19 protein-coding genes are annotated in these 22,752 nt (G+C 71.5%); 9 read left to right on the top strand and 10 right to left on the bottom strand.

Going from position 1 to position 22,752, the window contains the following annotated elements; translation table 11 throughout:
- Nucleotides 1-47: 47 nt before the first annotated feature.
- Complete coding sequence (locus tag IE134_RS09580) at nt 48-1,214, top strand: trypsin-like serine peptidase (RefSeq protein WP_126931587.1); 1,167 nt, start codon at nt 48-50, stop codon at nt 1,212-1,214.
- A 185-nt stretch (nt 1,215-1,399) separates the two neighbouring features.
- Complete coding sequence (locus IE134_RS09585; RefSeq protein ID WP_030715974.1) at nt 1,400-2,572, top strand: trypsin-like serine peptidase; 1,173 nt, start codon at nt 1,400-1,402, stop codon at nt 2,570-2,572.
- Nucleotides 2,573-2,662: 90 nt separating this feature from the next.
- On the opposite strand, the gene hflX is transcribed toward IE134_RS09585, so the two are convergent.
- From hflX to miaA, 6 genes are all read right to left on the bottom strand, one after another.
- Nucleotides 2,663-4,183, bottom strand: coding sequence for a GTPase HflX (hflX, locus tag IE134_RS09590; protein ID WP_030715971.1), 1,521 nt, complete (start codon nt 4,181-4,183; stop codon nt 2,663-2,665).
- Between the two features lie 131 nt (nt 4,184-4,314).
- On the bottom strand, nt 4,315-5,760 hold the full coding sequence (locus IE134_RS09595) for a M1 family metallopeptidase (protein ID WP_189430179.1): 1,446 nt from the start codon (nt 5,758-5,760) through the stop codon (nt 4,315-4,317).
- 150 nt (nt 5,761-5,910) lie between these two features.
- Nucleotides 5,911-8,064 carry a RelA/SpoT family protein gene (locus IE134_RS09600; protein WP_189430181.1) on the bottom strand — a complete coding sequence of 718 codons (2,154 nt, stop codon included), beginning with the start codon at nt 8,062-8,064 and terminating at the stop codon, nt 5,911-5,913.
- Nucleotides 8,065-8,277: 213 nt separating this feature from the next.
- Nucleotides 8,278-9,144 carry a diaminopimelate epimerase gene (gene dapF / locus IE134_RS09605; RefSeq protein WP_189430182.1) on the bottom strand — a complete coding sequence of 289 codons (867 nt, stop codon included), beginning with the start codon at nt 9,142-9,144 and terminating at the stop codon, nt 8,278-8,280.
- Between the two features lie 117 nt (nt 9,145-9,261).
- Nucleotides 9,262-9,714 carry a hypothetical protein gene (locus IE134_RS09610; RefSeq protein WP_030715963.1) on the bottom strand — a complete coding sequence of 151 codons (453 nt, stop codon included), beginning with the start codon at nt 9,712-9,714 and terminating at the stop codon, nt 9,262-9,264.
- A 107-nt stretch (nt 9,715-9,821) separates the two neighbouring features.
- Complete coding sequence (gene miaA, locus IE134_RS09615) at nt 9,822-10,760, bottom strand: tRNA (adenosine(37)-N6)-dimethylallyltransferase MiaA (RefSeq protein ID WP_189430184.1); 939 nt, start codon at nt 10,758-10,760, stop codon at nt 9,822-9,824.
- A 152-nt stretch (nt 10,761-10,912) separates the two neighbouring features.
- On the opposite strand from miaA, the gene IE134_RS09620 reads away from it, so the two are divergent.
- Nucleotides 10,913-11,236 carry an antitoxin gene (locus IE134_RS09620; protein WP_030715957.1) on the top strand — a complete coding sequence of 108 codons (324 nt, stop codon included), beginning with the start codon at nt 10,913-10,915 and terminating at the stop codon, nt 11,234-11,236.
- Between the two features lie 91 nt (nt 11,237-11,327).
- Here IE134_RS09620 and IE134_RS09625 read toward each other — a convergent pair whose 3' ends face one another.
- A complete protein-coding gene (locus IE134_RS09625) occupies nt 11,328-12,068 on the bottom strand; it encodes a class III extradiol dioxygenase subunit B-like domain-containing protein (protein ID WP_189430186.1) in 741 nt (246 codons plus the stop codon).
- Between the two features lie 83 nt (nt 12,069-12,151).
- Complete coding sequence (gene miaB / locus IE134_RS09630; RefSeq protein ID WP_030715951.1) at nt 12,152-13,672, bottom strand: tRNA (N6-isopentenyl adenosine(37)-C2)-methylthiotransferase MiaB; 1,521 nt, start codon at nt 13,670-13,672, stop codon at nt 12,152-12,154.
- A 137-nt stretch (nt 13,673-13,809) separates the two neighbouring features.
- Between miaB and IE134_RS09635 the strand changes: the two genes are divergently transcribed.
- A complete protein-coding gene (locus IE134_RS09635) occupies nt 13,810-14,811 on the top strand; it encodes a TAXI family TRAP transporter solute-binding subunit (RefSeq protein WP_030715949.1) in 1,002 nt (333 codons plus the stop codon).
- 36 nt (nt 14,812-14,847) lie between these two features.
- Here the strand turns inward: IE134_RS09635 and IE134_RS09640 are convergent, their stop codons facing one another.
- Nucleotides 14,848-16,242: a sensor histidine kinase gene (locus IE134_RS09640; RefSeq protein ID WP_098895069.1), complete on the bottom strand. Its 1,395-nt coding sequence runs from the start codon at nt 16,240-16,242 to the stop codon at nt 14,848-14,850.
- Between the two features lie 21 nt (nt 16,243-16,263).
- Complete coding sequence (locus tag IE134_RS09645; protein WP_030715943.1) at nt 16,264-16,956, bottom strand: response regulator transcription factor; 693 nt, start codon at nt 16,954-16,956, stop codon at nt 16,264-16,266.
- Between the two features lie 388 nt (nt 16,957-17,344).
- Here IE134_RS09645 and IE134_RS09650 point away from each other — a divergent pair, with 388 nt between their 5' ends.
- From IE134_RS09650 to IE134_RS09670, 5 genes are all read left to right on the top strand, one after another.
- Entirely contained in the window at nt 17,345-18,130 is a 786-nt protein-coding gene (locus tag IE134_RS09650; protein WP_030715940.1) for an amino acid ABC transporter ATP-binding protein, read from the top strand.
- Between the two features lie 32 nt (nt 18,131-18,162).
- On the top strand, nt 18,163-19,086 hold the full coding sequence (locus IE134_RS09655) for a glutamate ABC transporter substrate-binding protein (RefSeq protein WP_030715937.1): 924 nt from the start codon (nt 18,163-18,165) through the stop codon (nt 19,084-19,086).
- Between the two features lie 192 nt (nt 19,087-19,278).
- A complete protein-coding gene (locus IE134_RS09660; RefSeq protein ID WP_006128036.1) occupies nt 19,279-19,926 on the top strand; it encodes an amino acid ABC transporter permease in 648 nt (215 codons plus the stop codon).
- Nucleotides 19,923-20,864, top strand: a complete 942-nt coding sequence (locus IE134_RS09665; protein WP_189430188.1) for an amino acid ABC transporter permease — start codon at nt 19,923-19,925, stop codon at nt 20,862-20,864. Before IE134_RS09660 ends, IE134_RS09665 begins: the two co-directional genes overlap by 4 nt.
- 176 nt (nt 20,865-21,040) lie before the next feature.
- The gene (locus IE134_RS09670; RefSeq protein WP_189430190.1) at nt 21,041-22,747 is read left to right on the top strand and encodes an FAD-dependent monooxygenase; all 1,707 of its coding nucleotides are present in this window, start codon (nt 21,041-21,043) and stop codon (nt 22,745-22,747) included.
- Nucleotides 22,748-22,752 lie beyond the last annotated feature (5 nt).

A 22,752-nucleotide genomic window follows, 5' to 3' on the forward strand; every position in this document is an offset into this window, starting at 1 on the left:
CCATTCGCCCGACCGATACCGCACGCCGCGGGAGGCGCGCACGGCGCATGCCCTCCTCCACGCTCGCCGCGACCGCCGTCGCCGCCGTGCTGGCGCTCACCGCCACCGCGTGCGGTCCGGAGGAGGACAACGCGGGCGGTACGCCCAGCGCTTCGGCCGGCCAGGCCGACGGCAAGGTCGCCATCCCGGACGACCTGAAGGACCGCCTCAAGGAGCACGGGATCGACCCCGACCAGTGGCGGGACGGGGAGTGGAAGAACTGGGACAAGGACAAGTGGCTGCGTGAGGCCAAGGACTTCGTCAACCCGATCATCGAGGGCCTGTGGGACCCGGACCGGATGCGGGACGCCGACAAGCCCCCGGAGAACCCGGTCGACAACGACATCTCGGGCGACGACGGCGTGACGGACCCGACGCCGGCCCCGGTCCGGGCCGCCGGTGTCGCGACGCCGTACCACGACAACGCCCCGGAGTCCGGGAAGCTGCTCTTCGACGGCCCGCAGGGCTCGATGGTCTGTTCCGCGACCGTGGTGAAGGACCCGGCGAACCCCGGCAAGTCCAACATGGTGTGGACCGCCGGACACTGTGTGCACGCGGGCAAGAAGGGCGGCTGGTACCGCAACATCGCCTTCGTCCCGGCGTACAACAACGACGGCCTGTCACTGGCCCAGCTGGAGACCGCGCCCAAGGAGAAGATCGCTCCCTACGGTGTGTGGTGGGGCCAGTGGGCCCAGACCTCCGAGCAGTGGATCGAGCAGGGCGCCGCGACCGGCGGCCAGGGCGCGCCGTACGACTTCGCGGTGCTGCACGTGACGCCGGAGAAGGGCGCGGGCGGCAAGTCGCTGGAGGAGACGGTCGGTTCGGCGCTGCCGGTCGAGTTCAACGCTCCGGCCGTGCCGAAGATCGCCGAGATGACGGCCACGGGCTACCCGGCCGCGCCGCCGTACGACGGTCAGAAGCTGCTCCAGTGCGAGGACAAGCCGGGCCGGCTGTCGGTCTTCCGGGAGCAGCCCACGATGTACCGCATCGGCTGCACGATGACCGGTGGTTCCTCCGGCGGCGGCTGGGTCGCGGCGGGTCAGGACGGCAAGCCCGCCCTGGTCTCGAACACCTCGATCGGCCCGGTCACGGCGGGCTGGCTGGCCGGTCCGCGGCTCGGCAAGGAGGCCGAGGGCATCTACCGCGCGGTGAGCGAGAAGTACGCGGGCCAGTAGGGCCTGCGCGTCAGCGGCCCCCGGCAGTCGACTGCCGGGGGCCGCGTGCGACCGGCGGCCGACTCCGGCATGCCGCATGACAAGCACATGACAGAATGTGCGACCGCGACCGCACACCACCGCGCCTGCGCCCGGGCGAGGTCGCGCGCCATCGCACGCATCAGCTGTTCAGGGGGATCTCTTCCATGCGATCGATACGTCCGCTGCTGGCCGCCACCGGCCTCGTCGCGGCGCTCACACTGACGGCCACGGCCTGCGGTCCCGAGGAGGACTCCGCGGCCGCCAAGCCGTCGGCCACCGGCGGGGCGGCGGAGAAGGACCCGGCCGCCGGTCTTCCCGGCGATCTGGGCGACGCCCTGGAGAAGCACGGGGTGGACCCGGAGAAGTGGAAGAAGGGCGAGTGGAAGAACTGGGACAAGGACGGCTGGCTCCGCAAGGCCGAGGACTTCGTCAACCCGGTCATCGACGGCTTGTGGAAGCCGGAGCGGATGGCGTCGGCGGAGGAGCCCGCCAAGACGATGGCGGCCGGTGACCTCTCCGCCGGTCAGGACGTCAGCGACCCGGAGCCCGCTCCGGTGCAGGCCAAGCCGGAGAAGCTGCCCTACCACCGGTACGCCGCCCCGGTCGGCAAGGTCTTCTTCGACTCCCCCAAGGGCTCCATGGTGTGCTCGGGCACGGTCGTGAAGGACCCGAAGAACCCCGGGAAGTCCAACCTCGTGTGGACCGCCGGACACTGTGTGCACGCGGGCGCGGGCGGCGGCTGGTACCGCAACATCGTCTTCGTGCCCTCGTACAACGACCAGGGCAAGAACGCGGCGCAACTGCGGACCGCTCAGCCGCAGGAGATCGCCCCGTACGGCACCTACTGGGCGGACTGGGCCGCGTCCTCCGGCGAGTGGATCTCCGGCGGCGGCCCGACGGGCGGCGCCGGTGCCCCGTACGACTACGCGGTCCTGCATGTGAAGCCGGAGAACGGGACGAAGTCCCTCGAGGAGACGGTGGGCAACGCGCTGCCGGTCTCCTTCGACGCTCCGGAGATCCAGCAGATCAGCGGCATGGGCGCCTGGGGCTACCCGGCGGGTCCGCCGTACGACGGTCTGCTGATGCACCAGTGCGTCGACCGTCCCGGCCGGCTCTCGATCGCCCCGGGGACCCCGACCATGTACCGGATCGGCTGCACCATGACGGGCGGCTCCTCCGGTGGCGGCTGGTTCGTCGCCGGGCCGGACGGGAAGTCGATGCTGGTCTCCAACACCTCGATCGGACCGGTCACTTCGGGCTGGCTGGCCGGACCGCGGCTGGGCGAGGACGCCCGGCGCACCTTCGCGACGATGAGCGACAAGTTCGCGGGGCGGTAACCCTGGACGCCGGTCGTACGCCGAAGGCCCGGCCCGGACTCCCTGGAGAGTCCGGGCCGGGCCTTCGGCTGTCGTACGGTCCCGCAGCCGTCAGTGCGCGGCCAGGGCGAAGGTCTCCAGCTCGGCGGCCAGCTCCTCGTGGACCTGGGCCTTGAGCAGGGTGCCCTCGGCGGTGTGCTCCTCGGAGAGCACCTCGCCCTCGGCGTGCACCCGGGAGACCAGAGCCCCCTGGATGTACGGCACGAGCACCTCGACCAGGACGGACGGCCGGGGCAGCTCGGCGTCGATGAGCGCGAGCAGCTCGTCGATGCCTTCGCCCGTGCGGGCCGAGACCGTGATCGCGTACTTCTCGTTGCGCAGCAGGCGCTGGATGACCAGGGGGTCCGCCGCGTCCGCCTTGTTGATCACGACGATCTCTCGTACGTTCACCGCGCCGACGTCCCGGATCACCTCGCGCACCGCGGCGAGCTGCTCCTCCGGCACCGGGTGGGAGCCGTCCACCACGTGGAGGATGAGATCGGACTCGCCGACCTCCTCCATCGTGGAGCGGAACGCCTCGACGAGGTGGTGCGGCAGATGCCGCACGAACCCGACGGTGTCGGCCAGGGTGTAGATCCGGCCGCTCGGCGTCTCGGCCCGGCGGACGGTCGGGTCCAGGGTGGCGAACAGAGCGTTCTCCACCAGGACACCGGCCCCGGTCAGACGGTTGAGCAGCGAGGACTTGCCCGCGTTGGTGTATCCGGCGATGGCGACCGAGGGCACCTTGTTGCGCTTGCGCTCCTGCCGCTTGATCTCGCGGCCGGTCTTCATCTCCGCGATCTCCCGGCGCATCTTCGCCATCTTCTCGCGGATCCGCCGCCGGTCCGTCTCGATCTTGGTCTCACCGGGACCACGGGTGGCCATACCGCCACCGCCACTGGAACCGCCGCCACCCATCTGCCGGGAGAGCGACTGACCCCAGCCGCGCAGCCTGGGCAGCATGTACTGCATCTGCGCGAGCGAGACCTGCGCCTTGCCCTCACGGGACTTGGCGTGCTGGGCGAAGATGTCGAGGATCAGGGCGGTCCGGTCGACCACCTTGACCTTGACGACGTCTTCCAGATGGATCAGCTGGCCGGGGCTCAGCTCACCGTCGCAGACGACGGTGTCGGCACCGGACTCGAGCACGATGTCGCGCAGCTCCAGCGCCTTGCCCGAACCGATGTACGTCGCCGGGTCGGGCTTGTCGCGCCGCTGGTACACCGCGTCCAGCACCTGCGCACCCGCCGTCTCGGCGAGGGCGGCGAGCTCCGCGAGGGAGATCTCCGCGTCGTGCACCGTCCCCGAGGTCCAGACGCCCACCAGCACCACGCGCTCCAGGCGCAGCTGGCGGTACTCGACCTCGGTGACGTCCTCGAGCTCGGTGGAGAGACCTGCGACACGCCGCAGGGCGGCACGCTCGGAACGGTCGAGCTGGTCGCCGTCCCGGGCTCCGTCGATCTCGTGGCTCCAGGCGACGTCCTCTTCCATCAGGGCGTCGGCCCGGCGGGCCTCGGTGAGGCTCTCGGTGGTGTTCTCCGTGGCGCTCTGCGCGTCCTGCGCGTCCTGGGGAAGGGAAGAAGAGGAGGTCATTGGATCCTTACGTCGATAGAAGTCTTTACGTCAGTCACAACGTGTGATCTTCCCGGATGATTCCCTTCGGGGAACTCCGGTGCGGTCCGCCGCGCCGACGCGTCGATAGTGGCACGGCCCCACCGAGCCCGTCACGCGGGTTTCGCGCTGCTCCAGTCCGGGTGTCCGGGCATCGGCGGGGTCTTCTTCCCGTACAGCCAGCCGTCGAAGAAGGCGGTCAGATCCCGGCCGGCGATCCCGGAGGCGAGCCGGGTGAAGTCCGCGGTGGTCGCCGTGGAGTCCCGGTGCACCCGGACCCAGGTGCGCTCCAGCCGGTCGAAGGCGGCCTCGCCGATCTCCTGGCGCAGGGCGTAGAGCACCAGCGCGCTGCCGTCGTACATCACCGGGCGGAACAGGCTGAGCTTCTGCCCCGGGGCCGGTCCTTCCGGGTGCGCCGGAGGGCCGCCATCCGTGCGCCAGGCGTCGGACAGCTTGTACGCCTCCCGCATCCGGCGCTCCAGGGTCGGGCCGCCGTTCTCCTCGGCGTAGCGGGCCTCGTACCAGCTGGCGTGTCCCTCGTTGAGCCAGAGGTCGGACCAGCTCGCGGGCGAGACGCTGTTGCCGAACCACTGGTGGGCCAGCTCGTGGATCATCACCGAGTCGACGTACCACTCCGGGTAGCCGGGCTCGGTGAAGAACGACTTCCCGAACAGCGACAGCGTCTGGGTCTCCAGGGCGAACCCGATGGGGCTGTCGGCGACGAGCACCCCGTACGTCTCGAAGGGGTAGCGGCCGACCCGCTGCTCCATCCATTCCAGCTGGGCCGGGGTCTTCTTCAGCCAGGGCTCCAGGTTCTTCCGGTCGGCGGCCGGGACGACGTCGCGTACCGGCAGCCCGTGCGGTCCTGTGCGGTGCGCGACGGCGGAGCTGCCGATGGAGACCTGGGCCAGTTCGGTGGCCATGGGGTGCTCGGTGCGGTACGTCCAGGTGGTCGAGGAGCCGTGCCGGGTCTTCTCCACGGGCAGTCCGGCCGCGACCGCCGTCAGCCGGTGCGGGGCGGTGATCCGGAAGGTGAAGTACGCCTTGTCGGAGGGGTGGTCGTTGCTCGGGAAGACGCGGTGGGCGGCGTCGGCCTGGTTGGCCATGGCGAGCCCGTCGGTGGTCCGCACCCAGCCGCCGTCGTCCCCGGATCCGCTCGGGTCGCTGGTGTGCCGGACGGTGATGTTCAGCGGTACGCCCGCGGGGAGGCGGCGGGGTGCCTGGAGGACGAGGTCCTCCCTCTTGCTGCCGAAGTCGACGCTCTGCCCGTTGACCTCGACGCCCCGGACGGTCCCCCGGGCGAAGTCGAGGTTGATCCGGTCCAGCGGGGCGGTGGTGCGGGCGCGGATCTTGGTGACGGCGTCCAGAGGTTTGGTGTTGGAGCCGTGGTAGGTGAAGGCGATGTCGTACGCGAGAACGTCGTATCCGGGGTTGCCCAGCTCGGGGAAGATCCGGTCGCCGATGCCCAGGGGCTCGGGTGCGGGCAGGGCGGCGGCGACGAGGGTGGCCGAGGCGGTGGCCAGCAGGGCGGCGCGCAGGCGGCGGGTCAGGAGCGGCATGGACTACCGCTATCAGCGCGGGGCCGCCCGGCCGGGGAGCCGCGCGCCGCACCACCCGAACGAGGACGGGTGGTGCGTGGCGGCTCAGCCCGTCGGGGCCGGGTGCGTTCGGGGCGGCCCGGCCGGTGGGACGGCCGTTCCGGGTGCCGCTCAGCCCGTCGGGGCCGGGTGCTGGGCGCGGCTGACGTCGTAGACCCCGGCGACGTCGCGCATGGCCCGCATCAGGCCGGGAAGACCGGCCGCGTCGGGGAGCCGGAGAGTGTAGGTGTGGCGGACCCGCTGCTCGCTGGGGGGCTCCACGGTGGCGGAGACGATCGCCGCGTCGGCGGTGGCGATGGCCTCGGTGAGGTCGGCGAGGAGCCGGGGGCGGCCGAACGATTCGGCGACCAGGGTGACCCGGCAGCCCGCGTCGGACTCCCGGCCCTCCCCGTCCGCCCAGCTGGCCGCGACCGGGGCACGGCCGATCTCCTGCATGGCGGCGACGGCGGGACACTCCCGGCGGTGCACGGTGACCGCGCCGCCCCGGACGACGAAGCCGGTCAGCTCGTCGGGGGGCACCGGCGTACAGCAGCCGGCCAGGCGCACCTGCGCGTTCGGGTCGTCCACGACGACGCCCGTGGGGCGAGGACCGGACCGGCTGCGGGCCGGAGCCTCGCGTTCCGTCGCGGCGGCGGGCTCGCCCCGGGTGCCGGGTCCGGTCGCGTCGGCGGTCTCCGGGTCGGGTTTCGCCTCGTCCGGGTGGTCGCTGAACCAGCCGGTGATCGCGATCCGGGCGGCGGGGGTGCGCGCGTGGTCGAGCCAGTCGGGCGAGGGGCCGGATGCGGTGTCCTGGGCGAGCAGCGGCTGCACGGTGTCGCCGTCGCTGAGGACGGTGCTCAGGGTGGCGAGGCGACCGTTGACCCGGGCCCCGATGGCGGTATGGGCGAGGTCGCCGTACTGGGCGTAGGCCGCGTCGACGCAGCTGGCCCCGGCGGGCAGCCCGAGGGTGCCGCCGTCGGTGCGGAAGACGGTGATCTCGCGGTCCTGGGCGAGGTCGTCGCGCAGGGTGGTCCAGAAGGTGTCGGGGTCGGTGGCGGACTCCTGCCAGTCCAGCAGCCGGGAGAGCCAGCCGGGCCGGGTCGGGTCGGCACGCTCGTCGGACGGCTCGGTCTGCGGGGGCGCGGCGGGGTCCTGGGCGTACGGATTGCCCAGCGCGACGACACCCGCCTCGGCGACCTTGTGCATCCGGTGCGTACGGATGAGGACTTCGGCGACGGCTCCTTCGGGGCCGACGACGGCGGTGTGCAGCGACTGGTAGAGGTTGAACTTGGGGGCGGCGATGAAGTCCTTGAACTCGGAGATCACCGGGGTGAAGCAGGTGTGCAGTTCACCGAGGACGGCGTAGCAGTCGGCGTCCTCGCCGACCAGGACGAGCAGCCGCCCGAAGTCGGTGCCGCGCAGTTCGCCGCGTTTCCTGCGGACCCGGTGCACGGAGACGAAGTGGCGTGGCCTGATGAGGACTTCGGCGCTGATGCCCGCGTCGCGCAGGGTGTGCGTCACGTTGTCGGCGATGGTTTCGAGGGGGTCGTCCGGGCCCGTCGCGGCGGCGATGAGGGCGCGGGTCTCCTCGTACTCCTCGGGGTGCAGGATCGCGAAGGCCAGGTCCTCCAGCTCGGTCTTGAGCGCCTGTACGCCGAGCCGTTCGGCGAGCGGGATGAGGACGTCCCGGGTGACCTTGGCGATCCGGGCCTGCTTCTCGGGGCGCATCACCCCGAGGGTGCGCATGTTGTGCAGCCGGTCCGCGAGCTTGATGGACATGACCCGGACGTCGTTGCCGGTGGCGACGAGCATCTTGCGGAAGGTCTCCGGCTCGGCGGCGGCGCCGTAGTCGACCTTCTCCAGTTTGGTGACGCCGTCGACGAGATAGCAGACCTCGTCGCCGAACTGCTCCTTGACCTGATCGAGCGTCACTTCCGTGTCCTCGACGGTGTCGTGGAGCAGGGAGGCGGTGAGGGTGGTGGTCTCCGCGCCCAGCTCGGCGAGGATCAGCGTCACGGCCAGCGGATGGGTGATGTACGGCTCGCCGCTCTTGCGCATCTGGCCGCGGTGCGAGGACTCCGCGAGGACGTAGGCCCGGCGCAGGATGGTCAGGTCGGCGTCGGGGTGGTGGGCGCGGTGTGCCTCGGCGACATGGCTGATGGCGTCGGGCAGCCGGTCGCGGGAGACCGGGCCGCGCAGTGCCACCCGGCCCAGTCTGCGCAGATCGATCCGGGGGCGGCTCCGCCTGCGAAGGGGGGCGCCCGGATCGGCGGCCTCTGCACTCATGGGCACCTCCGGCGACTCGACCGGCGGGGCGAGGGCTGGATGCGCCTCGGGGCCGGTGCTTGATGCTACCGAGCCCACCACGTGGCGCAGTCCAGCTCTCGCCCAGCGTGAAACGGATCACCCATTCGAGCGAAGCCCGGACCGATCACCGTTTCGAGCGCACCCCGCCTCAGAGGGCGGCGAACCGTCCGAGGGAAAGCGTCAAGCCAATGATCAGGCGGTTTCGAGCCAGGCCGGGTCGATGACGCCTTCGGCGACGATCACAGCGGGGCCCGTCATGTCGACCGCGCCGTCGGGGTGCTCGGTGATGACGAGGGTGCCGCCGGGGAGATCCACCCGGTATGTGACGGGGAGACCGGTCACGGCGGGGTCGGCACCGTCCCGGCGGGCGGTGGCGACGGCGACCGCGCAGGCGCCGGTGCCGCAGGAGCGGGTCTCGCCGGAGCCGCGCTCGTGGACCCGCATCCCGACGTGGCGCGGGCCCCGGTCGACGACGAACTCGACGTTGACGCCCTCGGGGTAGACCGCCTCGGGGGTGAAGGGCGGGGCGGTGAACAGATCGCCCGCGTGGTCCAGGTCGTCGACGAACGCGACGGCGTGGGGGTTGCCCATGTTGACGTTGCGGGCGGGCCAGCTGCGGCCGTCGACGCTGACCGTGACGCCCGCATCGGGCAGCAGGGCCTGTCCCATGGAGACGGTGATGTCGCCGTTCTTGGCGAGGTGCACGCGCTTGGGCCCGCCCCGGGTGGCGACGGTCAGGTCGCCCTCCTCGACGAGGCCGGCGCGCTGGAGGTAGTGCGCGAAGACACGCACGCCGTTGCCGCACATCTCGGCGATCGAGCCGTCCGCGTTGCGGTAGTCCATGAACCACTCGGCCGTCTCCGCCATGGACCGCGCCCCGGGGTGCGCGGCGGACCGCACGACGTGCAGCAGTCCGTCGCCGCCGATACCGGCCCGGCGGTCGCAGAGCCGGGCGACGAGGGCGGCGGGCAGCGTGAGGGCGTTGTCCGGGTCCGGGACGATCACGAAGTCGTTCTCGGTGCCGTGACCCTTGAGGAAGGCGATCTGCGAGGTGCTCACACGCCCACTGTACGAGGCGGCGCCGACAATCCGCTCCGGCGGACCCCCGCGACCGGCTTCGCCGGCCGGGCCGCCCAAGGGGCGTCGAGGGCTCGTCGTGCGGGTCCGCCGCGGCCGTCAGCGCAGCCGGGCCACGCGCCAGACGGCGAGGGCGACCAGGGCGAGGCCGGTCACGGCGTACAGCGCGATCACGCGCCAGTCGGGGCGGTCGCCCGAACCCCGGGAGGGCAGTCCGGGCCAGGTGTGACCCACGCGGCGGGCCGCCATCATGCCCCAGCCGGCCGCGCAGCAGCTGATCAGGAGCCCCAGCATGGCGACGATGGCGCCGCCGTCACCGAACTCGAAGGCGAGCGGGAAGGCGAACATCAGCGAGCCGACCGCGGCCAGCATGACGATGGGGGCAAGCTGCCAGATCCGCAGCTTGCGGGTGGGCCGCAGCTCGACCTCGACCTCGGGGGTCACGTCCTGCTCGTCGGGCCCGTCGGGGCTCAGCCGTCCCGCGGTCTCCCGCGGTGACGGCACCTCGTGCTCTGTGTCGCGCTGCTCCGTGTCGCGAGGGCCGGCCTCCATCGCCACGCGCCCTCCCAACTCGGACTCCACTGGTGGATCGATGCTCGATGATGGCACGGTCACGGGCGCCGAATTGACGGGCGGAGCTTCCCGATGCCATCACGTGATCAGGCTGTGACCGCTCGTTCGACCAACGTCAGTGCCCGGTGCGGGAGTTCCCCCCGGTCATGGTCACCGCCGCCGAGCCACACGACACGCGGGTCGCGACGGAACCACGAATCCTGACGGCGGGCGAAGCGTTTGGTGGCGCGCACGGTCTCGGCCCGCGCATCGTCCTCGGTGCACTCCCCCGCGAGCGCCGCGAGGATCTGCTGGTAGCCGAGGGCCCGTGAGGCGGTGAGGCCCTCGCGCAGCCCGGACGCCTCCAGGGCGCGCACCTCGTCCACGAGTCCGGCTTCCCACATCCGGTCGACGCGCAGGGCGATGCGCTCGTCCAGTTCGGGGCGTTCCACGTCGACGCCGATCTGGACGGCGTCGTAGACCGGTTCGTCGCCGGGGAGGTTGGCGGTGAAGGGCTTGCCGGTGATCTCGATGACTTCGAGGGCGCGGACGATGCGGCGGCCGTTGCTCGCCAGGATGGACCGGGCGGCCTCCGGGTCGGCGGCGGCCAGCCGTGCGTGCAGGACGCCGGAGCCGCCCTCGGCCAGCTCCGCTTCGAGGCGGGCGCGCACCTCGGGGTCCGTACCGGGGAACTCCAGGGCGTCGATGGCGCCCTTCACGTACAGCCCGGAACCGCCGACCAGGATCGGGGTGCGCCCCTCGGCGAGCAGCCGGTCGATCTCCCGGCGGGCCAGGCGCTGGTACTCGGCGACGCTGGCGGCCTCGGTGACGTCCCAGATGTCCAGCAGGTGGTGCGGCACGCCGTCGCGCTCGGGGAGCGTCAGCTTCGCCGTGCCGATGTCCATGCCCCGGTAGAGCTGCATGGAGTCGGCGTTGATCACCTCGCCGCCGAGCCGCTGGGCGAGAAAGACCCCCAGATCCGATTTTCCGGCCGCTGTGGGGCCTACGACGGTGATGACTCGGAGGGTGGGGTGGGGAGGGATCACCCGGACAGTGTCCCAAAAATCCGGGCTCTCCCGAACACACCGGGTGGCGCCGTCGGGGGAGTAAAAACGGCAGGAACGGAGAGGTGACGGACAATGGGGGCGGGAGAACGTTCCCGCGAAGACAGTCCTCCACACTGCACGGAAGGTGACCCATGGGGTTCCTGGACAACCTGAAGGCCAAGCTGGGGCCGGCCAAGGAGAAGGTCGGCGACCTCGCGCAGCAGCACGGGGGCAAGATCGAGCAGGGCCTCGACAAGGCCGCGCGCACGGTCGACCAGAAGACCAAGGGCAAGTACAGCGACAAGATCGATTCGGGTACGCGCAAGGCCAAGGAGGCCGTGGACAAGCTGGGCCAGAAGGACGGCGGCACGCCCGGAACCCCCGGTGCTCCCGGAACCCCCGGTGCCCCGGGTACGCCCGGGAGCACCCCCGGCAGCCCCGGCAACACGCCTCCTCCGCCGCCGCCCGCGCCCTGACGCAGCGGTCCTGCCCCGGCGGCGGGTCCGGAGCCGAGCGCTCCGGGCCCGCCGCCGGTCTGTTCAGAAGCAGTTCGTCGGGCCGGTCTCTTCAGGACCAGGCTGCGACGGTGTAGCCCACGCCGTAGGGGGCGTCCTCGTACAGCAGCCGTCCGGCGAGCCCGGCGTCCCGCGCGGCACCGGCGAGGAGCTGCCAGGGAGCCCGGCCGGCCGCCTTGAGCTCGTGGGCGAGCGTGGCGTCGAGCGCGGCGATGGCGTCGAGGTCCGCGGAGCCGAGCGCCTCGGTGGCCCGGGCGTCGAAGGCGGCGGCCCGGTCGTCGAGGTAGCCGGGGGCCTTGAGGGTGCGGCAGGCGCTGCCGTCGCCCATCACCAGGAGCGCGACCCGGTCGGTGCGTCCGGCGACGGCGCGGCCGGCCTCCGCGCAGTCCTCCGGGTCCGCGGTCTGCAGGAAGGCGAGCCCTTCCACGGGGGCGCCCGTCCAGCGGGCCCGTTGCAGCAGCCAGGCGCCCACCGTGAGGGACTGCGGCAGGGGGCGTCCGGCCGTCGTGTCCCCGTCGGCTGCTTGGCCGAGCGTCACGTCGAGGTCCACGCCGACGCCCCGGAAGGAACCGTGTGCGCCGGGCGGGTAGGGCCCGACGGTCGGGTGCTCGCCCGGCTCGGACGGCTCGTCGCCGGCCCCCACGACGACCAGCAGGTCCGGTCGCGCGGCGGCGAGCACGCCCACGGCGTCGAGGCACGCGTCACGCGCGGCGTCGAGCTCGGGGGCGGCCCCGGCGGCGACCTCGGGCACCAGGAGCGGCGGACAGGGGCAGACGGCGGCGGCGACAAGCATGCCGGTCAGCGTACTTGCCGGGGGCCGTGGGCCGGCCGGCCGCGTACGGGCCGGGGGGCCGGCCCCCCGGCGCCCCCGGGCCCTCAGCCGATGCCGCAGGCCGGGGCCGCGGCGGCCGGGAGCGGGTCCGGGGCGCCGATGCCGGGGAGGCCCAGCATCACTCCGGCGGGCTTCGCGGCGGCCTCGGTGGTGCGCTTCTCCCAGGCGTCGCCCGCACGGGTGGACCGTACGGCGAGCGGCGTGCCCTCGGCGAGCAGGTGGTGCGGGGCGGCGTAGGTGATCTCGACGGTCACCACGTCACCCGGGCGCACGGCCTTCTCGGGCTGCGTGAAGTGGACCAGGCGGTTGTCGGGCGCGCGGCCGGAGAGGCGCTGGGTGGCGCCGTCCTTGCGGCCCTCGCCCTCGGCGACCATGACGTCCAGGGTGCGGCCGACCTGCTTCTTGTTCTCGTCCCAGGAGATCTGCTCCTGGAGGGCGGACAAGCGCATGTACCGCTCCTGGACGACCTCCTTGGGGATCTGGCCGTCCATGTCGGCGGCCGGGGTCCCGGGGCGCTTGGAGTACTGGAAGGTGAACGCGTTGGCGAACCGCGCCTCGCGGACGGCGTGCATCGTCTGTTCGAAGTCCTCCTCGGTCTCGCCGGGGAAGCCCACGATGATGTCCGTGGAGATGGCGGCGTCCGGCATTGCGGCGCGGACCTTCTCGATGATCCCGAGGAAGCGTTCCTGGCGGTAGGAACGGCGCATCGCCTTGAGGATCGTGTCCGAACCGGACTGCATCGGCATGTGGAGCTGCGGCATCACGTTGGGCGTCTCGGCCATGGCGGCGATGACGTCGTCGGTGAAGTCGCGGGGGTGCGGCGAGGTGAAGCGGACGCGCTCCAGGCCCTCGATCTTTCCGCAGGCACGCAGCAGCTTGGAGAAGGCCTCGCGGTCGCCGATGTCGGAGCCGTACGCGTTGACGTTCTGGCCGAGCAGGGTGATCTCGGAGACGCCCTCGGCGACCAGCGCCTCGATCTCGGCCAGGATGTCGCCGGTGCGGCGGTCCTTCTCCTTGCCGCGCAGCGCGGGGACGATGCAGAAGGTGCAGGTGTTGTTGCAGCCGACCGAGATGGAGACCCACGCGGCGTAGGCGGACTCGCGGCGGGTGGGGAGCGTGGAGGGGAAGGCCTCCAGGGACTCGGCGATCTCGATCTGCGCCTCTTCCTGGATGCGGGCGCGCTCCAGGAGGACCGGCAGCTTGCCGATGTTGTGGGTGCCGAAGACGACGTCGACCCAGGGGGCCCGCTTGACGATGGTGTCGCGGTCCTTCTGCGCGAGACAGCCGCCGACGGCGATCTGCATCCCCGGGCGTTTGGTCTTCATCGGCGCGAGGCGGCCGAGGTTCCCGTACAGCTTGTTGTCGGCGTTCTCCCGCACCGCGCAGGTGTTGAAGACGACGACGTCGGCGTCGCCGTCGGAGCCTTCGGGGGCGCGGACGTAACCGGCGCCCTCCAGGAGACCCGACAGCCGTTCGGAGTCGTGGACGTTCATCTGGCACCCGTAGGTGCGCACCTCGTAGCTCTTCTGGACGTCCACTGCTTCGCTCCGGTTGCCGCTGCTCATGGGACAAGGGTAGGCGGTTGCCGGGCGGCGCCCCTCCTGCCCCGTGCCCGGCCCCTCTCCTCTCCCCCGCCGACTGTGGGGCGGGCCTCATGGGCGAGCCTGGCCAGGGGGGCGGGTGAGCTGGCAGGATCGCGCGCATGCACCACGCTCTGTCCCGATTCGGCCGCCGGCGCACCCTGCAGACGGGCGCCGTCCTCGCGGTCGTGCTCGGGCTGCTCGCGTGGTGGCTGCAGCCCCGGGGGGACGAGGGGGACCCGAGCGGTCCGCTCACCTTCTCCACCGGGGTGCCCAGCGGCGTCTACCAGCGGTACGGGGAGCGGCTGGAGGACGCGCTCGCCAAGGACATGCCGGAGGTGGCCATACGGCTGCGGACCAGCGAGGGGTCGCAGCAGAACCTCGCGCGGGTGGCGACGGGCGAGGCCGACTTCACCATCGCGACGGCCGACGCCGTGGCCACCTATCTGCGCGACGGCCGGCAGGGGGCCCAGCGGCTGCGCGGCTGCGTCCGGCTGTACGACGACTACGTCCAGCTGGTCGTCCCCCGCGACTCCGACATCCGCAGCGCCTCCGACCTGCGGGGCAAGCGGGTCGGCGTCGGCCAGGAGGGTTCCGGGGTGCGGCTGGTGGCGGACCGGCTACTGAAGGCGGCGGGGCTCGATCCGGCCGACGACATCACCCCGGTGCCGGTGGGCATCGACACGATGCCCGTACGGCTGACGCAGGGGCAGCTGGACGCCTTCTTCTGGTCGGGCGGGCTGCCGACCGCCGCCGTGCAGGAGCTGTCGGAGCGCTTCGACGTCCGGCTGGTGCCGCTGGAGGCCGACCTGGTCGCGAAGCTGCAGGCGGCGACCGGTCCCACCCGTTTCTACCGGTCGGCCATGATGCCCGCCGACGCCTATCCGGAGGCCCAGCAGGGCCAGTCGGTGCCCACGGTCGCCGTCGCCAACCTGCTCGTCACGACCGACCGTACGGACGCGGCCATGACCGAGGCCTTCACCCGGACGGTGATCAACAGCCGGGACCGGATCGGCCGTGAGGTCCACGCGGCGCAGCTCGTGGATCTGCGGACGGCGATCTACACGGATCCGCTGGACGTGCACGAAGGCGCCAAGGACTACTACCGCTCGGTGAAGCCCTGACCCCTCCTAGGACGCGCGGCCCGGCTCTTTCCCGGCTCAGCCGCCCGGCCGTTCGCGGGGCAGCGAGACGGTGACCCGCAGGCCGTGCGGTGGGTGGTGCTCGTACGCGATCGAGCCGCCGCCCGCCGCGAGCAGCACCCGGGAGATGGAGAGGCCCAGCCCCGAGCCGCTGACGTTCTGGTGGCGGGTGCTGCGCCAGAAGCGGTCCCCGACGCGTTCCAGCTCCGCTTCGGTGAGGCCGGGGCCCCGGTCGGCGACCACGACGGTCGTCGTTCGGGTTCCGGCGGCGACGGTGACGGTGACGTCCTCGCCGGCCGGGGTGAACTTCAGGGCGTTGTCGATCACCGCGTCCAGGGCGCTGGAGAGCGCCACGGGGTCGGCCCAGGCGGTGGCCGCCGGGGCGCCTTCCAGAGTGAGCCGCACGCCCTCCCGGTCCGCCATCGGGCGCCAGGACGCGACCCGCTCGGCGGTGAGCGGGACGATGTCGATCAGCTGGAGGTCCGCCTCGGCGTGCTCGGCCAGCGCGAGGTCCAGGAGGTCGTCGAGGACCCGGGCCAGCCGCTTGCCCTCGGTGCGCACGGCCGCGATCTCCTCGCTGTCCTCGGGCAGCTCCAGGGCGAGGAGCTCGATGCGCAGGAGCAGGGCGGCGAGCGGGTTGCGCAGCTGGTGCGAGGCGTCGGCGACGAAGGCGCGCTGCTGCTCCAGCACGTCCTCGACGTTGTCCGCCATCTCGTTGAAGGAGCGGGCCAGGTGCCGGAGCTCCGGCGGCCCGGCGGACGCGGCGACGCGGGAGCGCATGCGGCCCCCGGCGATGTCACGGGTGGCCGCGTCCAAGGTCCGTACGGGCAGCAGGACCCAGCCGGTGAGCCGGACCGCCGCGGCAACCGCCACCAGCAGGGCCAGTGCCTCGCCGAGGCCGATGAGCAGCCAGGTCCGCAGGATCCGGGACCGCATCTCGCCGGTGGGCGAGTCGATGACGACCACGGCGACCACGTCGCCGTCGCGCACCACGGGCGAGGCGACGACGACGCGCCCGTTCTGCCAGGGCCAGACCTGCGGCGGATCGTGCGAGCGGCGGCCGAGCAGCGCCTCGTCGAAGGCCGTGCGCCCCTCCCCCTCGGCGGGCAGGGCCCAGGAACCGGGCGCCTTGGCCAGGGCCCGGTCGTCCTGGAAGAAGACGCCGGCGCGGATGTCGTACACCGAGGCGTAGACCTCCAGGTCGGTCTGGAGGGTGCGGCGGCGCTCCTCGCTGTCCGGGGAGGTGTCAGTGATGGCCTGGGCGAGGGCGGCGAACCGCGCGGTGTCGTCGATCCGATCGATGACCAGGCGCTGCTGCTCGGCGGCGGCCACGCTGATCGCGAGCGGGAAGCCGAGGGTGACCAGGACTGCGGCCATCAGGACGATGAGCAGCGGGAGCAGGCGGGAGCGCACCGGGGAAACGTACCCGTTCGGTTACGCGGACGGCGCGACGAGCCGGTAGCCGACGCCCCGCACGGTCTCGATCAGGGTGGGCAGCCGCAGCTTGGAGCGCAGGGAGGCGACGTGGACCTCCAGGGTGCGTCCGGTCCCCTCCCAGCTGGTGCGCCAGACCTCGCTGATGATCTGCTCGCGGCGGAAGACGACGCCGGGGCGCTGGGCTAGGAGGGCCAGCAGGTCGAACTCCTTGCGGGTGAGCTGGACTTCCTCGCCGTCGACGCTGACCCGGCGGGTCGGCAGCTCGATGGCGACCGGTCCGAGGCGCAGGGCGGCGACCGGGGTCGGGGCGGTGTCCTCGGCTCCGGAGGTGCGCCGGGCGACCGCGTGGATACGGGCGAGCAGCTCGCCGGTGTCGTACGGCTTGGTGACGTAGTCGTCGGCGCCGAGGTTGAGGCCGTGGATGCGCGAGCGCACGTCGGCGCGGGCGGTGACCATGATCACGGGGGTCGCGGTGCGCTTGCGGATCTTGCCGCACACCTCGTAGCCGTCCTGGTCGGGCAGGCCGAGGTCGAGGAGGATCACCCCGAAGGGCTCCTTCTCCGCGGGCAGCAGCGCGCGGAGGGCCTCCTCGCCGTTGCGGGCGTGCACGACCTGGAACCCGTGCCGGGCGAGCACGGCGGACAGGGCCGCCGCGACATGGTCGTCGTCCTCGACGAGCAGCAGTCTCATGGCCCTCCTCTCCGTCTCTCCCGGGGCCGTCCGGCTCCTCGGGCTCATACGTGCAACCGTTGCACGGTGTCACCGCGTGTTATCCCGCGTTTCACCCTGCTTGATCCGGAAGACCCTTGCCGTGATCTTCCGTTCATCGACGCTTCGCGTCGACCTCGCTCAAGGCATCCACGCCGATGAACGGCACACCAGTCAAGAGCCTGCCGGTTACAGCAGGGTTTCCGTTATGCACCCGGTACGCCCCGGGGCGGCGCGGGGCGTCCTGTTCACACGGAGTGTCCGGTTGCCGCCGGATCGTTATGCTCAATTTCCGCTCAGATGTAATGACGTTGGTCGCACTGCGTCATTAGTGTCCTTCTTCAACCGAGGAGGACGGAGCAAGAAGCCGATGAGCGGAGTTTCAGTGACCAAGGACGCCGAGGATGCCGCGCCCGCGGCGAACGACCTGGTCGTACTGAGCAACGTCAACAAGCACTTCGGCGCGCTGCATGTGCTCCAGGACATCGACCTGACCATCGCCCGGGGCGAGGTCGTGGTCGTCATCGGGCCTTCCGGGTCCGGCAAGTCCACGCTGTGCCGCACGATCAACCGCTTGGAGACGGTCGATTCGGGAGACATCTCGATCGACGGCAAGCCCCTGCCCCAGGAGGGCAAGGAGCTGGCCAGGCTGCGTGCCGACGTGGGCATGGTCTTCCAGTCGTTCAATCTCTTCGCACACAAGACGGTGCTGGAGAACGTCATGCTGGGCCAGATCAAGGTCCGCAAGGCCGACAAGAAGGCCGCGGAGGAGAAGGCCCGGACCCTGCTCGACCGGGTGGGCGTCGGCGTACAGGCCGACAAGTACCCGGCGCAGCTCTCCGGTGGCCAGCAGCAGCGCGTCGCGATCGCACGGGCGTTGGCGATGGACCCGAAGGTCATGCTCTTCGACGAGCCCACGTCGGCGCTCGACCCGGAGATGATCAACGAGGTCCTCGAAGTCATGCAGCAGCTGGCCAGGGACGGGATGACGATGATCGTCGTCACCCACGAGATGGGCTTCGCCCGGTCCGCCGCCAACCGCGTCGTGTTCATGGCGGACGGGAAGATCGTCGAAGAGGCGGCGCCCGACCAGTTCTTCAGCAATCCGCGCAGCGACCGGGCCAAGGACTTCCTGTCGAAGATCCTTCACCACTGACGACAACGACCCACGACCTAAGGATTGTTCACATGAAGCTCCGCAAGTCCGCCGCCGTGGCGGCCATCGCCGTCCTCGCCCTGACCGCGACCGCGTGTGGTGGCAAGGAGGGTTCCGCCGGTGACAAACCGGGCGGCACCCAGCCGGGCGCCTCCGGTGCCCCCGAGCTGCCCACGTACACCGCCGCCAAGGACGTCGCCCTCGACTCCCCGGTCTTCAAGAAGGCCAAGGAGCGCGGCAAGCTCATCATCGGCGCCAAGGCCGACCAGCCGTACCTCGGCTTCGAGGACCAGGCGACCAAGGAGCGCTCGGGCTTCGACATCGAGATCGCCAAGATGGTCGCCGCCGACCTCGGCTTCTCGGAGAAGCAGATCGAGTGGAAGACCGTCGACTCCGGCGTCCGTGAGACGGCCATCTCCAAGGGCCAGGTCGACTACTACGTCGGCACCTACACGATCAACGACGAGCGCAAGAAGCAGGTCGGCTTCGCCGGTCCGTACTACAAGGCCGGCGCGGACCTCCTGGTGCGCAAGGAAGAGACGGCGATCACCGGCAAGGAGTCGGTGAAGGGCAAGAAGGTCTGCTCGATCGTCGGCTCCACGCCGCTCCAGGAGATCAAGAAGCCCGAGTACGGCGCGAGCGTCGTCGAGCTGGCCAAGTACTCCGACTGCGTGCAGCAGCTGCTGACCAAGCAGGTCGACGCCGTCACCACCGACGACTCGATCCTCAAGGGCTACGCCGCCGCCAACAAGGGCAAGCTCAAGGTCGTCGGCAAGCCGTTCACCGACGAGCCCTACGGCGTCGGCCTGAACAAGGACGACAAGGTCCTCCGCGAGGCCATCAGCAAGTCGCTGGAGGACCGCGTCAAGGACGGCACGTACAAGAAGATCTACGAGGCCACCCTCGGTCTGTCCGGCTCGGACTTCGTCGACCCGCCGGCCATCGAGCGTTACTGACGCCCTCGGGCGCCCGGCATCGTCGGGCGCCCGGCAGCTCCCGGTGTCTGAACGCAGACACCCGTCACGACGCCCCGCGAGTGACCCCGGCGTCCCGTACGCCCCCGCCGTCCCCCTCTCCCCGGGGACGGCGGGCGAACGGGGCGCTCCTTCCCCTGCCCCGATGCCGATGACCGCCGACGCGGAGACCTCATGAACGTACTGCTCGACAATTTCCCAGCGTTCCGCGACGGCTTCATAGGAACTGTGTCGATCACCGCCGTCAGCTCGCTTATCGCCCTGGTTCTCGGTGTCGTCGTCGCCGGATTCCGCGTCTCGCCGGTACCGCCGCTGCGGTACTTCGGCACCGCGTGGGTCACGCTGATGCGCAACACCCCGCTGACGCTGCTCTTCCTGATCTTCTTCTTCGTGGTGCCGGAGATCCTCTTCCCGGGGATGAGCCCGTTCGTCCTCGGCTCCCTGGCCCTCGGCTTCTACACCTCGTCCTTCGTCTGCGAGGCGGTCCGCTCCGGCATCAACACCGTGCCGCTGGGACAGGCCGAGGCCGCGCGCTCGATCGGCATGACGTTCGCCCAGACCCTGCAGATCGTGGTGCTCCCCCAGGCGACGCGGACGGTCATCCCGCCGCTGAGCAGCATCTTCATCGCCCTGACGAAGAACTCCGCGATCGCCGGCGCCTTCAGCAACGCCGAACTCTTCGGCTGGCAGAAGCTGATGAGCGACAAGGGCTACGACATCGTCCCCGTCTTCATCTGGGTGGCCATCGGGTACCTGATCATCACCTTTACCATCAGTGGCCTCTTCCGGCTGCTGGAGCGTCGCATGGAGGTCGCCCGATGAGCGCCAGCGTTCTTTACGACGCCCCGGGCCCCAAGGCCGTCGTCCGCAACCGGATCTACGCCGTCGTCGGCAGCCTCGCCATCGTGGCGCTGATCGCCGTCAGCGTCATGCGGCTGGCCGACAAGGGGCACCTCGCCCCCGAGATGTGGGACATCTTCAACTACGCGGGCATCCGGCAGAACATCGCCGACGCGGTGCTCGCGACCCTCAAGGCGTTCGGTCTCGCCGCGGTCGGCTCGCTGGTCCTCGGTGTGCTCCTGGCGGTGGGCCGGCTCTCCGACCACAAGCCGGTCCGCTGGGTGGCGACCACCTTCATCGAACTGTTCCGCTCGCTGCCGCTCCTGATCACCATCTACGCGATCTGGGTCGGCTTCCTCACCGACTACTCGATGTGGGCGCTGGCGGCGGGTCTCTCCGTCTACAACGGCTGTGTCCAGGCCGAGGTGCTGCGCGCCGGGATCAACTCGGTGCCCAAGGGCCAGAGCGAGGCCGCGTACGCACTCGGCATGAGCAAGACGCAGGTCATGACGACCGTCCTGATGCCGCAGGCGATCCGGTCGATGCTGCCGACGATCATCAGCCAACTCGTGGTGACCCTCAAGGACACCTCGCTCGGCTTCATCATCCTGTACCCGGAGCTGCTCCAGACCGCGCGTCTGATCGCCTCCAACACCCAGGTGAACGGCCAGTACCCGTACGTCTCGACGATCGTCGTCATCGGCACGATCTACATCGCGATGTGTCTGCTGCTCTCGGCGCTGGCGACGTGGATCGAGAAGCGCGGCCGCCGGGCCAAGACCGGCATCAAGGTGGCGCCCGGCGTCCAGACCGCCGGCATCCCCACGGTCGAGGACATTCCCGGCCCTGGGGCGGGGGGCGCAGGGGGCGCAGGCCCGACGGACGGCGGTGCCGCTGGGGCCGGAGTGACGAAGGACTGACCTCCCCGGGGCCACACCGACCCCTCCCGGCAGGAGCATTCGAGGCAGCGGCGCACGCGTCGCTGCCTCGGTCACTTGACGCAAGCACCACCAGTGGGTTGCATACGTTCTGTGATCACGCACCCGGCTACCTCTGCCACGTTCCGCATGACCGTAAGGGCCGGAGGGTACGCGCCGTGGACCCGGTGATCGTCGTCGGCGCCGGGCCCGTCGGCCTGACGCTGTCGCTGGCCCTCGCCGCCCAGGGCGTCCCCTCGGTGCTCCTCGACGAGGGGGCCGGCACGGAGGAGCCCCGGCCCGCCCGCACGGTCGTGCTGCGCGAGGACACCGCCGACCTGATGGGCCGTCTCGGCTGCCGGGAGCTGGACCGGGTCGGGCTGCGCTGGACGGGCTGGCGTTCGATGCGCCGGAAGCAGTCGGTCCGGGAGATGCCGCTGAGCGGGGGCCGGCCGGACGAGGAGGGCGAGCCGCTCCCCGGGCTCCTTCCCTCGCCGCTGCACCTGCCGCAGCACGAGCTGAGCACCGCGCTGCGTGCGGCGGTGGACAAGGAACCGCTGGTCCGGCTGGTGCCGATGAGCCGCATCGACACGCTGGAGCAGGACCGCGACGGCATCACGGTGCACACCAGGGAGCCGGGATCGACCTGGTGGCGCGGGAGTTATCTGGTCGGCTGCGACGGCGCCCGGTCGACCGTGCGCAAGCTGCTGGACATCCGGTTCCCCGGCCGTACGGCGGTGGAGCGGCATGCCGTCGCCGCCCTGCGGGCCGAACTGCCCTGGCCCGACGAGGCCGTTCTCCACCGGCAGCCGCCCTGGCGGACCGGCGGCGAGGAGGTCTCCGCCCGCCCCCTGCCGAACGGCGTCTGGCGGCTGGACTGGCTGCTCCCGCCGCGCGGCGAACTGGTCACCCCCGAGGCGGTGATCACCCGGATCCGGGACACGCTGGCCGGCTGGTGCGGCGAGACCCCGGCGTACGAACTGCTGGACACCGGCGTCCACACACTCCACCACCGGCTCGCCCGGCGCTGGCGCAAGCAGCGTGCCTTCCTGGCGGGGGACGCGGCACACCTGCTGGGCGCTCTGGGCACGCAGGGACTCGACGAGGGCATCCGGGACGCCGAGAACCTGGCCTGGAAGCTGGCCCACGCCTGGCACCACGGCCCGGCCGAGCAGCTGCTCGACAGCTACCAGGCGGAGCGGCGGGCCGCCGTGGCCGCCCGGTTGCGCGCCGCCGATCAGTCGCTGCCGATACTGCGCGGCGGAGGCGGTCTGCGGACCCTGGTCCCGGGCGCCGCACGCGGTCACGACACCCTCCTCGCCGACGGCCATCTGGGCCGCGGAGCACTGGGTGCGCCCCCTTCGTACTCACACTCCCCCCTTTCACCACCGCACGCCGAGGCGCACACCGCTGTCGGTACGCCCCCCGGTGCGCCGGTCGCCGATGTGACGGTGACCGCGCCGGACGGAACGACGACACGGCTGCGGGAGCGGCTGGGGCAGGGCCATCCGCTGGTGATCCTGGTCGCGCCGGGGACCGGCGTCTGGGACCGGCGGCACTGGCAGACCGCGGGCGTCATGCCCCGTCTCACGGACGCCGTGGCGGCGCTCCCCGGTACGACGGAGCTGCTGGTCACCGAGAGCTATCCGGGGGCGTCGGCCCATACCGTGCTGCTGGTGAGGCCGGACGGGCATCTGGTGGCGGCCTTCGGCGGCGTACGGCCCGCAGAGCTGTTCACCGCGGCGCAGGCCGCACTGGGCGGTGCGCCGCGTGATGGACGGGAGCGCGTGGCGGAGGAGGACGAGGAGAGCGAGGGCCGGGAGAGCGGCGGCGAGAAGGGGAGCCGGGCGCGGGTCCACGCCGAGGGGACCGCCGGGCATCGCTGACCGGT

The sequence above is a fragment of the Streptomyces rubiginosohelvolus genome (assembly GCF_014649875.1).
GTDB classification, from domain to species: Bacteria; Actinomycetota; Actinomycetes; order Streptomycetales; family Streptomycetaceae; genus Streptomyces; species Streptomyces rubiginosohelvolus.

Excerpts from the sequence above, each read along its gene's own strand:
- hflX (WP_030715971.1), bottom strand. The coding sequence starts at position 4,183 with ATGACCTCCTCTTCTTCCCTTCCCCAGGACGCGCAGGACGCGCAGAGC.
- IE134_RS09635 (WP_030715949.1), top strand. The coding sequence starts at position 13,810 with ATGCACCACGCTCTGTCCCGATTCGGCCGCCGGCGCACCCTGCAGACG.
- IE134_RS09610 (WP_030715963.1), bottom strand. The coding sequence starts at position 9,714 with ATGGAGGCCGGCCCTCGCGACACGGAGCAGCGCGACACAGAGCACGAG.
- IE134_RS09585 (WP_030715974.1), top strand. The coding sequence starts at position 1,400 with ATGCGATCGATACGTCCGCTGCTGGCCGCCACCGGCCTCGTCGCGGCG.
- IE134_RS09650 (WP_030715940.1), top strand. The coding sequence starts at position 17,345 with ATGAGCGGAGTTTCAGTGACCAAGGACGCCGAGGATGCCGCGCCCGCG.
- IE134_RS09620 (WP_030715957.1), top strand. The coding sequence starts at position 10,913 with ATGGGGTTCCTGGACAACCTGAAGGCCAAGCTGGGGCCGGCCAAGGAG.
- IE134_RS09660 (WP_006128036.1), top strand. The coding sequence starts at position 19,279 with ATGAACGTACTGCTCGACAATTTCCCAGCGTTCCGCGACGGCTTCATA.
- IE134_RS09600 (WP_189430181.1), bottom strand. The coding sequence starts at position 8,064 with ATGAGTGCAGAGGCCGCCGATCCGGGCGCCCCCCTTCGCAGGCGGAGC.
- IE134_RS09665 (WP_189430188.1), top strand. The coding sequence starts at position 19,923 with ATGAGCGCCAGCGTTCTTTACGACGCCCCGGGCCCCAAGGCCGTCGTC.
- IE134_RS09625 (WP_189430186.1), bottom strand. The coding sequence starts at position 12,068 with ATGCTTGTCGCCGCCGCCGTCTGCCCCTGTCCGCCGCTCCTGGTGCCC.
- IE134_RS09595 (WP_189430179.1), bottom strand. The coding sequence starts at position 5,760 with ATGCCGCTCCTGACCCGCCGCCTGCGCGCCGCCCTGCTGGCCACCGCC.
- IE134_RS09645 (WP_030715943.1), bottom strand. The coding sequence starts at position 16,956 with ATGAGACTGCTGCTCGTCGAGGACGACGACCATGTCGCGGCGGCCCTG.
- IE134_RS09580 (WP_126931587.1), top strand. The coding sequence starts at position 48 with ATGCCCTCCTCCACGCTCGCCGCGACCGCCGTCGCCGCCGTGCTGGCG.
- IE134_RS09655 (WP_030715937.1), top strand. The coding sequence starts at position 18,163 with ATGAAGCTCCGCAAGTCCGCCGCCGTGGCGGCCATCGCCGTCCTCGCC.
- miaB (WP_030715951.1), bottom strand. The coding sequence starts at position 13,672 with ATGAGCAGCGGCAACCGGAGCGAAGCAGTGGACGTCCAGAAGAGCTAC.